Origin of the sequence: Nocardia sp. NPDC057353 (genome assembly GCF_042667085.1) — a bacterium.
In the GTDB taxonomy this organism is placed as follows: Bacteria; Actinomycetota; Actinomycetes; order Mycobacteriales; family Mycobacteriaceae; genus Nocardia.
Genome location: NZ_JBHVAK010000108.1, coordinates 1 through 12277, shown reverse-complemented (window position 1 = coordinate 12277; position 12277 = coordinate 1). Strand labels below are relative to the sequence as shown.

Genomic DNA, 12277 nt, shown 5'->3' with positions numbered 1-12277 from the left:
TAGTCGGCCAGCGCGCTGGTCCAGCTGTCCTCGGCCTCCGGCGCCGCGGTGGCGGTGGTGTTCCAGGCCGGGCCCGGATCCCAATCCGCCTCGTTCTCCAGCTCGGCGCGCGAGATCCCGCGCCGCTCCGCCGCCCGCAGCTGCCGCTCCCGCGTCGCCGCCGCCAGCGCCTCGCGCTGCGCCGCCGACACCGGCCGCTTCGGCACCGCCTGGCGGGCGTCGTAGAGGAAGGCCTGCTGCTCGCGGCCGCGCCAGCGATGCGGCACCGTCGCCACCACGTCCTGACCGGCCGGGCTCAACCCCTCGGCCTGCAGCTGGCGGCGCGTACGCAGATGCGCCGGCGCCGTGCCCCACGAGTAGGACTCCGGCTCGCCGCTCACCGCTCCCACCCCGCCGGGGTCGGGATCGGCTGCTGCACCGGCACCCGCCGCACGTGCTGGCAGTCCGTGCGCGCGACCTCGTCGGCGCGGCAGATGTTCGGCGACGGCACGTAGTCCTGCTGGTCGATCCACGCCGCCGAGCACCCGACCATCCCGGCCAGCAGCCCCAGCACCAGCAGCGCGGCCTGCACCTGCGGCGGCAGCGCCCGGAAGGCACCGCTCATCGCGCGGGCCGCGGCGGCGTCGGTCTTCACGACCGGGCCGATCATCGGCCGACCCCGCGCCGTGTCCAGCTGCTGCGCACCATTCGCCAGGTCAGCCACACGAATGCGGCCAGGGCGAGATTTCCGAGTACCAGGCCGGGCGCGGCGACCAGGGCCAGAACGAACGCCAGCGCGGCGATCATCAGCACCCCTGATCTCATGACATCACCTTCTCCCCGTAAGACATCAGTTGGTCTATCTGATGCCTTCCAAGGTAAATCTGATGCCGTCTGATGTCTAGGCTTCGGTGGGTTTTCGGTCACAAATCGGCGGCCGGACGGAATGACCTGGACTGCTCAACGATTCCTGTGGGTACCAACTGATAGGTTCAGGGCGACCAAAAGGAGGATGAGTGGAGGGCATCGGAGAGGCGCGGCACCGCCAGATCGCGCGCGAGCTGCGCAACGAGATCGAGGCCGGACGGCTACGTCCAGGGCAGAAGTTGCCAAGTACGCGAGCGCTCGCCGAGCAGTTCGGGGTGAGCGTGGCGCCGATCAATGACGCGATGGCCCTGCTGGAGCAGGAGGGCCTGGTCGTGAGCCGTCCCCGCTCCGGACGGATGGTCAGCGATACTGCGGCGCCCGGAGTTCCGAAGCCTCGCCGGGGGCGCCCGCAGGTGATCTATGTCGGCGGATATGCCGGAAGCGGCAAGACCGAGTTCGGACGGGTACTGGCCCGAATGAGCGGCTGGCCGATCCTCGACAAGGACACCCTGACGCGCACGGTGGTGGACACCGCTCTGGTCCAGCTGGGCAGCACTGCCTCCGACCGCGAATCGCCCACCTACCTGAATTTGGTCCGGCCCGCCGAGTACGAGTGCCTGGCAGCCGCGGTGCGCGAGAACATCGGGTGCGGGGTCTCCGCCGTCTCCACCGCGCCGTACATCAAGGAGTTCCACTCCGAGGCATGGTTCCGGCGAACCTGCGTCGAGCTCGACACCGCCGGCGCGGACATGACCGTGGTGTGGATCCGATGCCAGCCCGCGTCGATGCACTCCTACATCACCCGCCGCGGCGCGGCCCGCGACAGCTGGAAGCTGGAGAACTGGGACGAGTACGTGGCCGGAATCGACACGACCTTCGAGCCGCCATGGCCGCACACCATCATCACGAACGACCCCGATTCCCCACCGCTGCGCGAGCAGGCCGAGCAGCTGCTCCGATCGCTGGCGGACTGATGGGCACCGGGGTCGTGATCTACGGCCCGCCCGCGGCGGGCAAGGACACCGTGACAGCCGAACTCGGGGCCGAGTTCGAGCACTACCGGCGCATGAAGCGCGGACCCGGCCGAACGGCTGGGTACCGAATGGCCGAGCGAGACGACCTCGAGCAGCTGGCCGCCGCGGGCGACATCATCTACTCGAACGAGCGGTACGGGTCGACCTACGTCATCGACCGGCCCGAGCTGTCCCGCATCCTTGCTGCAGGCCGGATCCCGGTAGTTCACGTCGGGCAGCCGGAAGCGATCGACGCCGTACTCGCAGCGGCGCCGGCCACGCGCTGGGTTGTCGTCGAACTGTGGTGCCCGGCCGACGTAGCCGAGGCTCGGATCGAGGCGCGCGGCACCGGCGATCTCGCCGAGCGGCTCGCCGTCTGGAACGCGACCCCGCGGCTCACGCTCGCCGACCTCCACATCGACACATCACTGGCCTCCCCCGGACACTCCGCCTGGCAGATCACTGAGGCCACCAGAGTCGCCCAGGCCACGATCGTCGTCCCGACCATGCATCTCGTGGACCCCGATGGACGGCTCGACCTCGCAGCCACCCACCGCTACGCGAGCGCGGCTGCCGACGGCTGGACCGATCTCTTCCTCGTCAACGGCAGCACCGCGGCGGCCGGTGGCGCACTGACCGCCGACGAACGCACCGCCGTGCTCGACGTCTGGCTCGATGCCGTTGATCCCGGCCGACTCCTGGCCTGTACATGGAACGGCGACGACCTCGCGACCGCCGCCGCCCGCGGCGTGACTCCGATGGCCGTGCTCCGAGCCGACAGCCGCCTCGCCGCCGAGGAAGTCCTCCAGGCGCTGCCCGCCGGAGCCATGATCTACAGCCATCCGAAGATGTTCGGATACCCCCTGAACCCTGAACTCGCGGCATGGGCGAAGAGAGCCGGGTGCCTCCCGGCCGGGGGGAAGCTCGCCAAGATCCAGCTGTCGGAGATCGAGCAGATCCACGACATCGCGCCCGAGTTCTCCCTGTGGGACGGCTCTTCCCGACGGATCGCCCCCTCTGTCCGAGCAGGGGCCTCCGGGGTCGTTGCCACCCCGCTAGCCGCGCTGCTCACCGATCTCCCTCCCCGCTCCCTGGCTGTGGTCCAGTTCGAGATCGACGGTGTGCAGGAGACGCTCGATCGCCTTCCCGGCCGTGCCGAGAAACGGGCTTGGCTGCTGGATCAGATCGAAAGCCGGATCTCATGACTTATGCACTAGTGCGCATATGCGTATTACCGCATAAGTGCGCTTATTAGGCTGGTTCCGGATTCCTACTTCATCAGCTCAAGACCGGGTGGTACGGAACACGGGTAGCACAAATACCGGATTAGGCTGGTACGGCGTGCCTACCCCATCAACCGGTTTTGATGGGGCAGGCTTCCAGTCATGCTGATCGAGGTGGACGACGCGGACTGGGCTGACATCGACGCCCCGCCACTGCCGTTCGAGGAGCACTGGCTGCCGCAGCGTCCGCTCGCTGGCAAGCGGAAGCACGGCGGGTACTACCGCACCACCCGGGAGCGCGCGCTCACGATGCCCTACATCGAGTCGAATCCGACCGCGCTGCGGTCGCTGGTCATCACCGACCACGACGGCGGCCGCGCCGATGAGATCGTGCAGCTGTGCGGGCTCCCAGCGCCCAGCTGGATCGCGCTGAATCCGCTCACGCGAAATGGGCACATCGGGTACGTGCTCGACAAGCCGGTCTGCCTCACCGACGCCGCCGCGCGGCGCCCGGTGAACCTGCTCGCGGCGATCGAGGCCGGGCTCAACGACGTCCTGGGCGGTGATGCCGCCTACGGCCGGCGGATCACCAAGAACCCCCGGCACAGCGACCACATGACGCTGCTCGGGCCGGACTGGGCCGTCTACCAGATGCGGGATCTCGCCGAGCCGCTGCGCCAGCTCAAGGCGCTGCCGAAGTGGAAGGGCGTGCAGGACCGGCGCCGCAAGCTCGCGCGCACCGACATCGGCCGCAACGTCGAGCTGTTCGACGTCACCCGCAGCTGGGCCTACCGCCACCGCGGCGACTTCGCCGAGCTCGACCCCTGGCGCACCGCCTGCGACGACTACGCGTGGGACCGCAACGTCGAGCTGATCACGCCCAACTTCCTGCGGGGACCACTGGAGGCCGGTGAGGTCCGCCAGATCGCCCGATCGGTCTCGGGCTGGACGTGGAAGCACATCAAACGCACCTTCAGCGAAGAACAGACTCGCAGGGGTCGCCGCACTGCGGAGAAGGCCGGCAACGAGGAAATGAGCCGCCGCGGGCGGCTCGGTGGGCAGACGATGACCGACAAGCGCCGCGCGGCCATCGCCGAGACCAACGGGCGGCGTGCAATCGACCGCGCAGCACTCCTGGCTGCCGCACTGGAGGGATGATCGAGGCATGGGCGCAGAACACCCCATCCGGCGTACCAAGACCGCGCGCGAGATGGCCGAGCAGATGGGCATCAGCGTGCGCTCGGTCCGCAACATTGTCGCCGAGCCCCGCAGCGACTACGAGGGCCGCGCGGTCGAGAAGCGGCGCCGCGCGCAGCAGATGCGGCTGGCCGGCGCGAGCTACAAGCAGATCGCCGAGGTACTCGGCGTCAGCATCGGCTCCGTCTCCACGCTGCTGCGGATCCCCGTACCCGGCCCGGACGGCTCGGATTCGCCCGAAAATTCGTCGCACATGCGTTCGATTTCTGACCCCCGATAACCGGAGCTTATCGGGGGTCAGAAGGACGCCACTGCCGCCGCCAGCGCCACCACTGCGCACCGTGCCACAGCGTCTGGTACGCCCCCCATAGCGCGCCGCCAACGCAAACCATGGTGACGACCAGGATGAAACTCGACTCGCTTTCGGGAGTATCGCGCCACCACGACAGAGTTGTTGCCCATCGCGCGAGCGGCATGAGAAGCGAGACCACCACTATCAACAGCACGCCTTTGAATGCCGCGAAAAGATGAGCTAACGAAACCTCACGGTTGGCCCGCCGAGCTTCATCGGTGAGGTGCACGTGGATCGCTGGTCCTTCTAGCGAGCGGATCCGGGCCAGGGCGTAGTCGATCGAGCGGTCCAGCGATTCGCGCCCTTCGATGCCTTCCGGCCATTCGGCGCGGGCCTTAGAGAGCTGCTCCAGGCGGTCGTACGGCGACTTTCTGCTGTTGCGCGAGAGGAACCAACCGGCGACGAATGCCGCCAGCAGGGTTCCGAGCCCGGCGGCGAAGGGCCCGAGATCTTTCCATCCCACGGTCGCCAACTCGGCGGGTTGCTGCGCCAGCCATGCGCTCACGACGGTCAGGATGAAGCCTGCGCTGTCGCCTGGCGTTCCCCGCTTCCGGGCTCCGGGCGACGAAGCGATTCGCTGTCGAAGAACAGCCCGTCGAGGACGTCGTCGTAGTTCTCCAACGCCTTGATCTCGATCGGAGTCTCGTCCGTGGCACCGAGATCACGAGCGGTCTTGATGAACTGTTCGAGTTCCCCCAGGGGAATCGCACCGGTAAGCATCAGGGGCAGGTTGATCTGCATCCGTACACCCTAGGCGCGAGCCGCGCCACGATCGGCGGCCGCGTCCGACCTCGGCGCTGCCGCTGCGGATCTGCGACTGGCCCGTGAAAGAATCGCGGCCACACCAATAGGCGCGAGGAACGCCGAGCGGCTACCGCCCGGCCCGGGGTAGGGACAGACGATGAATCGCCACGACGAACTCATGGCTCTCCGTTCGGATCTGGTAGCCGGGCTGGAATTGGTCGACCAGCTCACCGCACGGCTGCGCGCCGGACTGGAACTGGTCGGCGACATCCTGCAGCGACCCGAGCTGCTGCAGGGCGAGGAAGACCGCGCCACCAAGTGCGGAGACCCGAACTGCCGGGGCTTCCGCGGCCTCGACGCCCGCACCGGCCAGCCGGTCCCGTGCTACGAGTGCCGGCCACACCTGGCCAAGCCCGCCGTGGTCAAGGACTCCGACCCGAAGGGCTGGAACAGCGCGGGCCGCCAGCATCCCGTGCGCTGATCCGGACGGCGTAATCGCAAGGGCTGGGCGTAGAACGGGAAGGGCGCCCATGGCGGCGAGCGAGGACGGGTGCTTCCAGCCCGCGGCGGCGAGCTGCGGCACGGCCGCCGAGCAGCTGGGGCGATCCCGTGAGACCTGGACCGAGATGGATCGGCTCGTGCGTGAGTTCATCCCCTTGGCCACCGAGCGGGGCCTACCCCTGCGCGGGCTGGCGCGCCGACGCTGGCGGCTGCCGATGCGCGGCTGGCGCACCGATCCGGAGATGGCGCTGAACATCGCCCCGGATGGGGACTGGGAGTACTTCTACGTCTACGACGGCCGCCGCCACCGACTCGCCTCCTCGGCCGCCGGCCCCGACCGGTGTGATCCGACCCCGCACTACCTCGCCGAGTTCCGCGTATTGCTCGCCCGCGAGCTGCGCTAGCCAGAACTCATCGAGCTCAGGATGAGCCCGGATCCACGCCGCCGTTCTTCCCTCCAACTTCTCGATTTCCCGCCCGTCTCGTTGCTGTCCTGCCCCGTCCCCGGTTGGAAGACCACCCCCTGTCTGTTCTCCCCTCCGCAGAGAGGGGGTGGTCTTCGAATCGCCGAGCTCGCGAACGAAGGGGACGGGGCAGGACAGCATTCCCACAGGTCACGGTGCGGTTTGGGGGTGGATTACCCCCTGGCCCAGCTACCGGATTACCCCCTGGACCAGCCCCTGGATTACCCCCTGGACCCCTTCCCTGCGCTAATCCAGGGGGTAATCCGGGGGGTAATCCACCCCCGAATCACCTGTCAGGAATCCCTGACGTGCGATAGAATGTCAGGAAATCCTGACACCGATCGAAGGGGGAATTCCATGAGCGCGCAGAGCGAGGACGGGCGCCACGAGGGCTACGTCATGTACGTGTTCGCCGATGAGATGTCCGGCTCGGGCTGGGAGGGCGGCCCGATCGCCGACACCCGGCCGGACGGCACCAGGCTCGACCGTGGCGCGCGCCAGCCCCGCACCGTGGATGAGATCGTCGGCTGGTTCGCGGTCTGCACCGACGACCACGGCCGCGAATGCTGGCGCGGGCCGATATGGGACCGGGTCACCGACCCCGCCGACCACCTCCCTGAAGCCCGCCGGGTCTACAGCGGTCCCGAGCACTACCACTCGATGCCCGACGACTGCGAAGACCTCGCCATGGACGACTGGTCACGCCACTACGCCCCCTTCCATGCGGTGCTCCCGGTCCAGCAGGCCGCCGCCGAGGTTGCCGACGCGCAGCGCGCCCTCACCGAGGCCGTGCGCGAAGCCCGCGCCCAAGGCGCCTCCTGGGAGACCATCGGCCGCGCCGCCGGGATGAGCCGTCAGTCCGCGCACGAACGCTGGTCGAAGCTCAAGGTCGTCCGGTAAGCGCACAGCGCGGGCTCACTCCGACCCCGCGCTCCACCCCCGCCGAGCCGCGGCTCCGCGCCGCCGCGCGCTCCACACACCTACGGCACACCCACGCCATGCCTACGCACGCGCAACCGCGACACCGGCACACACCTCTTGCACTCTGTCGTGAATCCACAGAAACGGCCACCGTGTTCGACGCCGAAGCCGCGCGCCGCGCAGTTGCCGAAGTACCGGCACCAACCCGCTCGGCGGGCGGTTTGGCGGTGTCCGAGACGGGCAGATCCCGAACTGACCCCGCACGCCCCATCCGGCGCCACCGCGGCGCCCGCGCACCGCACCGCCGATCGGGGCACGCTCAGCCGTGCTCGCCCGCGCGGCCGCTGCGCGGGCCCAGCGCCAGCACCGCGGTGAAGACGCCGAGCCCGGCGTCCCAGCCCTCGAGGAGCCCGGCAGGCACCCCGAGCGCCACCGCGAGCGCGAGCACCGCCAGGAACGGCAGCCAGGCGCGCGCGTGCGGCAGCTCCGGGGACGGATTCGACGGGGCGGCGGAGTTCGGTACATCGGTCATGCCCCGGGACGGTAGAGCGCTGCGGCGCCCCACCTCCCCGGCCGACCAGGGCACCACCGAACCCTGGGGACAACTCGCGCCCTGGGGACAACTCCCGCCCGCCTCCCGCTCTCCGCAGCCGTCGACCACCCCGCTCCGCGATTCGCCCGGACGCCACTCCCCTGTCGTGACCACCCCTCGACCCCCCCCCCCAGTGACCTGGACCACACTGACCGGCCACACCTAGTGCATCTGGGGGTAACGGTGTGGCATCGCTCGGTGACGCTGGCAGTAGTAGCGCGGACAGCGTCACTTCCGACCACCCTCACCCAGCAGCGGAACCAGCGTTCCCGCGCGCCGGCGAGCGGTGGAAAGTGCGCGGTTTCGGCGTCCACGCGATGGGGATCTCCGAGGTGCAGTGCGTTCGATGCTTGGAGCTGGTGACCCCCGTTGTCGCGGCCGGCCACCCGGAGCGCCCCGCCCGGGCCGGTCGCAACCCGATCGAGAGGTTGTGAGCCCGATGAGCACTCCCATGGACCACGACGCCGCCGACCGCATCGGCGCCGCCGCCGAGCGCGACCCCGACTCGGCCACCGCGCAGTCCGGATTCGACGACCGCGCCGCCGCGGCCGCGGACCGCAACGACCCCAGCTGGTACGACGGCTACGACTACGAGTAGCTCGCCACCGATCCAGGCCCGGACATCCCCGCCGCACCCCGGGCGAAGGCAGCTGCAGCACGCGGCGCGGTGCCTACGCCGACCGGATCCCGGACAGTCCGGCTGGTCAGTTTGTGTCGACACGCACCCCCTCCAGGACAACTCCGGCGGCGGTGATGCCCTCCTGCGTAACAGGGTTTCGTTTCGCGGGAAGTTCGCGCGATGTTCGCGCGAACCCACTGCGTAACAAGCGCCACTTTGTCACCGTGCAGAATGGCTATCAATCATCTGATTGCCGAGGGTAACGAAAACGTCATTCCGGATGTTTGCGCAGCTCAAGGCGGGTATAAGGGGGAATTTTCCTGTAACCTACATCTCACCCGGTTCCAGCTTTGCCGGTGACCGGAGTCACAAAATGACAGGGCCTCCGGTGGTCCGGGGATGGGTTACGCGCTACCTTGATTACGCACAACGTCCGGAAACGGGCGAAGCCCGCCGCAGGCTGCAGACCTGACGACGGGCTCCGTGCCGGTGAAGTACGTGCGGTTAGGCGAGCAACTCCATCACCGCGCGTACGGCTGCTGACGCCAGCTGGGCGGCAAGCACCGCCCGGCTGGCGTCCACGTCCGAGTTCGAGAACTCGTAGACCGCCATGCCGAACGAGCCCACGCGGCTCACGTCCACCAGCAAGTCCCACAGGCGGATCCACCAGGGTGGAGTCACCTTCGGGACACCCGGCTCTTCGCGATCTTCCATAACCACCTCCATGCGGTGCGCGACTGCCCGCCTGACGGCCCGGCCGCAAGCGGCCGGAGGTCGGAGGACTTCCCGATCCCGCGGGAACCGGGAGGAGGTCGTCGTGCACCCGGAGCCGGAAGGTAAAACGCATCCGATTCGGGCTGGCTCGGAGTCTAGTTCACAGGCGGAACACAAGTCCCCCGTGCGGGTGCCCATACACCCCCGAAAAGGCCATCAGCATCACCGCGGCGACCACATGCGCGAAGCCCTCGCCCGCGAGATCCCCAGCGAACACGCGGAATTCGCGGGTGTGCGAGAAGACCCTGCAGCCAACGTCGCGTCCGAACAAAGAAGCGATTATGTCCTTGTCGTAGATGTAGTCCACCCGGTTGTCGTAGTGCTCCAACCGGCCGAGCAACTTGCCTTCCCCCACACCGCCCGCGCCCGTCGAGCCCAGCCTCCTCCAGCACCGGACAGCCGTGCCGGGTAAACGTCGGGTCTACCCTCGCCTGCATGGATCTCGAGGAATACCCGCCGGGCACCCCGGTGGAGTGGTTCGAGGACCGCCACGGCCGCCCGCTGACCGCCGACGACCCGGACGCGGTCCGCCACACCGGCGTCATCGAGGACGCCTACCGCGCCAGCGCGGACGGCCCCGTCGAGATCTACTTCGTCGGCTACACCCACCCGATCACCGGCAGCTTCACCACCACCGTGAAACCCGACCGGCTCCGCCCGGCCACCCTCCCGGACGGCGAGCAGCCGGTCGGGCAGTAGCCGCGGCGTCGGTCGTTCGACCGACAACCCGCCCGCGGTGCCGCGCCGTATCCTCGCCGGGTGCAGACCCCGGGGGACGACAGCAGCGGCGTGTTCATGGTCGGCCCCGGCGGCACCGCCCCGCCGGAGATCACCGACAGCACCCTGTTCGCGGCCTTCCTCGGCGAGCCGGTCCTGATCCTCGCCGTCCGCTTCCAAGCCAGCCTCCTCGGCCGCGACGGCGAGCTGCACGCCGACGACGCCTTCGCCCGCGCCCTGCGCCACCACGGCGCCCACCCGCTCACCACCCTCGACCTCGCCGACCCCTTCCCCGGCGAGGTCGACCTGGAGTGGGGCACCACCTTCCTGCCCGAGCAGGGCCTGGTCCGCATCGTCGGCCCCGACCCCCTCGGCCCGATCTACAACGGCACCCTCGACCTCGACGCCGACGACTGGCACCGCGAACTCGACGCCAGGCCACCCGAGCGCGGGCTCGTCGTCATCACCGGCACCGCCGCCGGAGACCCGGACGCCGCGCTGGAGATGATCGCCAGCGGCCGCGCCAGCTGGATCCGCACCAACGCCGCCGTCGTCACGTAGCGGCCGGCCGGCCGCCCCGGGCGCCCCGCCACGCAGCCGGGTCCGGCATCAAGGCGCGGGCAGAAGTAGAGCGCTGCCCTTGTAAGCGCAAGGCAGACGATTCACCGCTGCCGGTGCCACGGCCAGGAGCACGCCCTCCGCGGCCGGCCACCGGGAGCTCGCCGGGTCGTTGCGGTCCGGGCCTCGAACTCTCAACGCTCGGAAGGATGGGGCATTGCCTCGCGCCCGCTGTCGCGCGGCCGCGCGGCCGCGCGTGCGCGCGTATACACGGACGCACGGCCTTGCGTCCACGCTGACGCGCGACCACGAGGGCGCGGGTATGCGTGTCCGCTCGCCCACGAGCCCGGCGTGTGCGATCGTGCTGGGCATGAGCCGAGTTGTCGCGCTGGCGAACCAGAAGGGCGGGGTCGGCAAGACCACCACCACGCTGTGCCTGGCCCGGGCCGCGCTGGTCTACCACGGTGCGCGGGTGCTGGTCCTGGACATGGACTCCCAGGGCAACACCACCAGCACCCTGATCCGGGAGCCGATCGAGGGCGACAGCATCGGCCTGGCCGACGCGGTGATCCCGGAAACCGACGTGGCGCTGCGCGAGGTGATCGTGCCGAGCATCTGGGACGGGATCGACCTCGCACCGGGCGGGCAGACTCTCGCCGTGGCCGAGGCGAAGATCGGCGCCGCGCCCTTCGGGCGCGAGCACCGCCTCCGCGAAGCACTCGCCGAGGTGCGCGGCGACTACGACCTGGTGCTGATCGACAACGCACCCGCGCTCGGGCTGCTGCTGATCAACTCCCTGACCGCCGCCGACGCTGCGGTGCTGGTGACCGAAGCCGACCGGTGGAGCGCGGACGGGCTGGCGCTGCTCGGGCGCACCCTGGCCGGGGTCCGGAACTACCACAACCCCAACCTTGAGATCGCGGGCACGATCGTCAACAAGTGGCGCGGCACCGCCAACGAAGCCCGCACCGCCGAAGACCTGGCCGAGGGAATGGCCCGGCACTTCCCGGACGTGCCCGTGTGGCTGGACTACAAGATCCCGCTGTGGGTCGGCATCAAAGACGCCCTCGACGCCGGTCTCGGACTCGATGAGGGCCCGACCCGGCTGCGCGTGCTCGGCGACGACGTGCTCAAGCCCATCTCCGCGCACCTGCTCGGCAAGACCGCGGCATGACCGGCCAGCCGCGGCGCCGCCGCTCCGCCCTCGCCGACGAACACCCCGCCTGGTCCGCCCCGGCCCGGGTCGCACCCACCGCGCCACCGCCGCCGCCGGAACCGGCCCCCGCACCCGCCGCCGCGGCGCCGGCCGAACCACCTCCCGCGCGAACCGCGCCGCCAGCTGCAGCAGCACCGGCAGCCGTGCGCGGCCGCAGCCGGGACCGCGCCGAAGCCCGCGGCCGCAAGCTCGCCCGCGACGCCGCCTACGCCTGGGCAGCCGCGGCGGCCCGGACCGAGGAGAGGCTGCGCGAGCTCGCCACCGAGATCGATGCCGCGATCGATCGCGGCACCCCGCCCGAGCTGCTCGCCGAATTCATCGCCGAGGCCTGCGCCCGTAGCGGGATCGACCTCGACCGGACCCCGAACTCCATCCGGACCGCGCTGGGAATGAAGTAACCACCCGATCGCCCGTCGTATAACCGCTTGATAGCTGCGGTAGACCCGCCGACCGGGAGTTGAGCGCCCCCGGCTCTCTGAGAGGTCTGCCCCTGCGGCGAGCAGCCGGGGCCCGGGGCAGGCGCCCCGATGCAGCCGCCAG

At 69.8% G+C, this 12277-nt stretch carries 20 protein-coding genes; 12 read left to right on the top strand and 8 right to left on the bottom strand.

The window, feature by feature from the left end; all coding sequences use genetic code 11:
- The 3 genes from ACFUUZ_RS30900 to ACFUUZ_RS30890 form a co-directional block, all read right to left on the bottom strand.
- Positions 1–380: RRQRL motif-containing zinc-binding protein (locus ACFUUZ_RS30900; protein ID WP_378702442.1), on the bottom strand; the 380-nt coding region annotated here is incomplete at its 3' end.
- Positions 377–649, bottom strand: a complete 273-nt coding sequence (locus ACFUUZ_RS30895) for a hypothetical protein (RefSeq protein WP_378702440.1) — start codon at positions 647–649, stop codon at positions 377–379. The genes ACFUUZ_RS30900 and ACFUUZ_RS30895, both read right to left, overlap by 4 nt.
- Positions 646–804 (bottom strand): hypothetical protein, encoded by a 159-nt coding sequence (locus ACFUUZ_RS30890; RefSeq protein WP_378702438.1) that lies wholly within the window; start codon positions 802–804, stop codon positions 646–648. The genes ACFUUZ_RS30895 and ACFUUZ_RS30890 overlap by 4 nt, the downstream gene beginning before the upstream one ends.
- Before the next feature lie 191 nt (positions 805–995).
- On the opposite strand from ACFUUZ_RS30890, the gene ACFUUZ_RS30885 reads away from it, so the two are divergent.
- The 4 genes from ACFUUZ_RS30885 (at position 996) to ACFUUZ_RS30870 (ending at position 4559) form a co-directional block, all read left to right on the top strand.
- The gene (locus tag ACFUUZ_RS30885; protein ID WP_378702435.1) at positions 996–1820 is read left to right on the top strand and encodes a GntR family transcriptional regulator; all 825 of its coding nucleotides are present in this window, start codon (positions 996–998) and stop codon (positions 1818–1820) included.
- The gene (locus tag ACFUUZ_RS30880) at positions 1820–3064 is read left to right on the top strand and encodes a hypothetical protein (protein ID WP_378702433.1); all 1245 of its coding nucleotides are present in this window, start codon (positions 1820–1822) and stop codon (positions 3062–3064) included. Before ACFUUZ_RS30885 ends, ACFUUZ_RS30880 begins: the two co-directional genes overlap by 1 nt.
- Before the next feature lie 180 nt (positions 3065–3244).
- On the top strand, positions 3245–4240 hold the full coding sequence (locus ACFUUZ_RS30875) for a replication initiation protein (RefSeq protein WP_378702431.1): 996 nt from the start codon (positions 3245–3247) through the stop codon (positions 4238–4240).
- A 7-nt stretch (positions 4241–4247) separates the two neighbouring features.
- Positions 4248–4559, top strand: coding sequence for a replication protein RepB (locus ACFUUZ_RS30870; RefSeq protein WP_378702429.1), 312 nt, complete (start codon positions 4248–4250; stop codon positions 4557–4559).
- A 7-nt stretch (positions 4560–4566) separates the two neighbouring features.
- Here ACFUUZ_RS30870 and ACFUUZ_RS30865 read toward each other — a convergent pair whose 3' ends face one another.
- Complete coding sequence (locus ACFUUZ_RS30865) at positions 4567–5136, bottom strand: hypothetical protein (RefSeq protein WP_378702427.1); 570 nt, start codon at positions 5134–5136, stop codon at positions 4567–4569.
- Positions 5137–5141: 5 nt separating this feature from the next.
- The gene (locus tag ACFUUZ_RS30860) at positions 5142–5372 is read right to left on the bottom strand and encodes a hypothetical protein (protein ID WP_378702425.1); all 231 of its coding nucleotides are present in this window, start codon (positions 5370–5372) and stop codon (positions 5142–5144) included.
- Between the two features lie 160 nt (positions 5373–5532).
- On the opposite strand from ACFUUZ_RS30860, the gene ACFUUZ_RS30855 reads away from it, so the two are divergent.
- From ACFUUZ_RS30855 to ACFUUZ_RS30845, 3 genes are all read left to right on the top strand, one after another.
- Complete coding sequence (locus tag ACFUUZ_RS30855) at positions 5533–5856, top strand: hypothetical protein (RefSeq protein WP_378702423.1); 324 nt, start codon at positions 5533–5535, stop codon at positions 5854–5856.
- A 49-nt stretch (positions 5857–5905) separates the two neighbouring features.
- A complete protein-coding gene (locus tag ACFUUZ_RS30850; RefSeq protein WP_378702421.1) occupies positions 5906–6280 on the top strand; it encodes a hypothetical protein in 375 nt (124 codons plus the stop codon).
- A gap of 417 nt (positions 6281–6697) precedes the next feature.
- Positions 6698–7240, top strand: a complete 543-nt coding sequence (locus ACFUUZ_RS30845) for a hypothetical protein (RefSeq protein WP_378702419.1) — start codon at positions 6698–6700, stop codon at positions 7238–7240.
- A 340-nt stretch (positions 7241–7580) separates the two neighbouring features.
- On the opposite strand, the gene ACFUUZ_RS30840 is transcribed toward ACFUUZ_RS30845, so the two are convergent.
- Entirely contained in the window at positions 7581–7793 is a 213-nt protein-coding gene (locus tag ACFUUZ_RS30840) for a hypothetical protein (RefSeq protein ID WP_378702417.1), read from the bottom strand.
- 499 nt (positions 7794–8292) lie between these two features.
- Between ACFUUZ_RS30840 and ACFUUZ_RS30835 the strand changes: the two genes are divergently transcribed.
- Positions 8293–8451 (top strand): hypothetical protein, encoded by a 159-nt coding sequence (locus ACFUUZ_RS30835; protein ID WP_378702416.1) that lies wholly within the window; start codon positions 8293–8295, stop codon positions 8449–8451.
- 525 nt (positions 8452–8976) lie between these two features.
- Here ACFUUZ_RS30835 and ACFUUZ_RS30830 read toward each other — a convergent pair.
- A complete protein-coding gene (locus ACFUUZ_RS30830; protein WP_378702414.1) occupies positions 8977–9186 on the bottom strand; it encodes a hypothetical protein in 210 nt (69 codons plus the stop codon).
- A 160-nt stretch (positions 9187–9346) separates the two neighbouring features.
- Positions 9347–9553, bottom strand: a complete 207-nt coding sequence (locus tag ACFUUZ_RS30825; protein WP_378702412.1) for a hypothetical protein — start codon at positions 9551–9553, stop codon at positions 9347–9349.
- A gap of 128 nt (positions 9554–9681) precedes the next feature.
- Here ACFUUZ_RS30825 and ACFUUZ_RS30820 point away from each other — a divergent pair, with 128 nt between their 5' ends.
- The 4 genes from ACFUUZ_RS30820 to ACFUUZ_RS30805 all read left to right on the top strand — a co-directional run bounded on the left by ACFUUZ_RS30820 (position 9682) and on the right by ACFUUZ_RS30805 (position 12135).
- Positions 9682–9945, top strand: a complete 264-nt coding sequence (locus ACFUUZ_RS30820; RefSeq protein WP_378702410.1) for a hypothetical protein — start codon at positions 9682–9684, stop codon at positions 9943–9945.
- Positions 9946–10005: 60 nt separating this feature from the next.
- Positions 10006–10524, top strand: a complete 519-nt coding sequence (locus tag ACFUUZ_RS30815; protein ID WP_378702408.1) for a hypothetical protein — start codon at positions 10006–10008, stop codon at positions 10522–10524.
- Positions 10525–10891: 367 nt separating this feature from the next.
- On the top strand, positions 10892–11695 hold the full coding sequence (locus tag ACFUUZ_RS30810) for a ParA family protein (RefSeq protein ID WP_378702406.1): 804 nt from the start codon (positions 10892–10894) through the stop codon (positions 11693–11695).
- 185 nt (positions 11696–11880) lie between these two features.
- Positions 11881–12135, top strand: coding sequence for a hypothetical protein (locus tag ACFUUZ_RS30805; protein ID WP_378702404.1), 255 nt, complete (start codon positions 11881–11883; stop codon positions 12133–12135).
- The last annotated feature ends 142 nt before the right edge of the window (positions 12136–12277 follow it).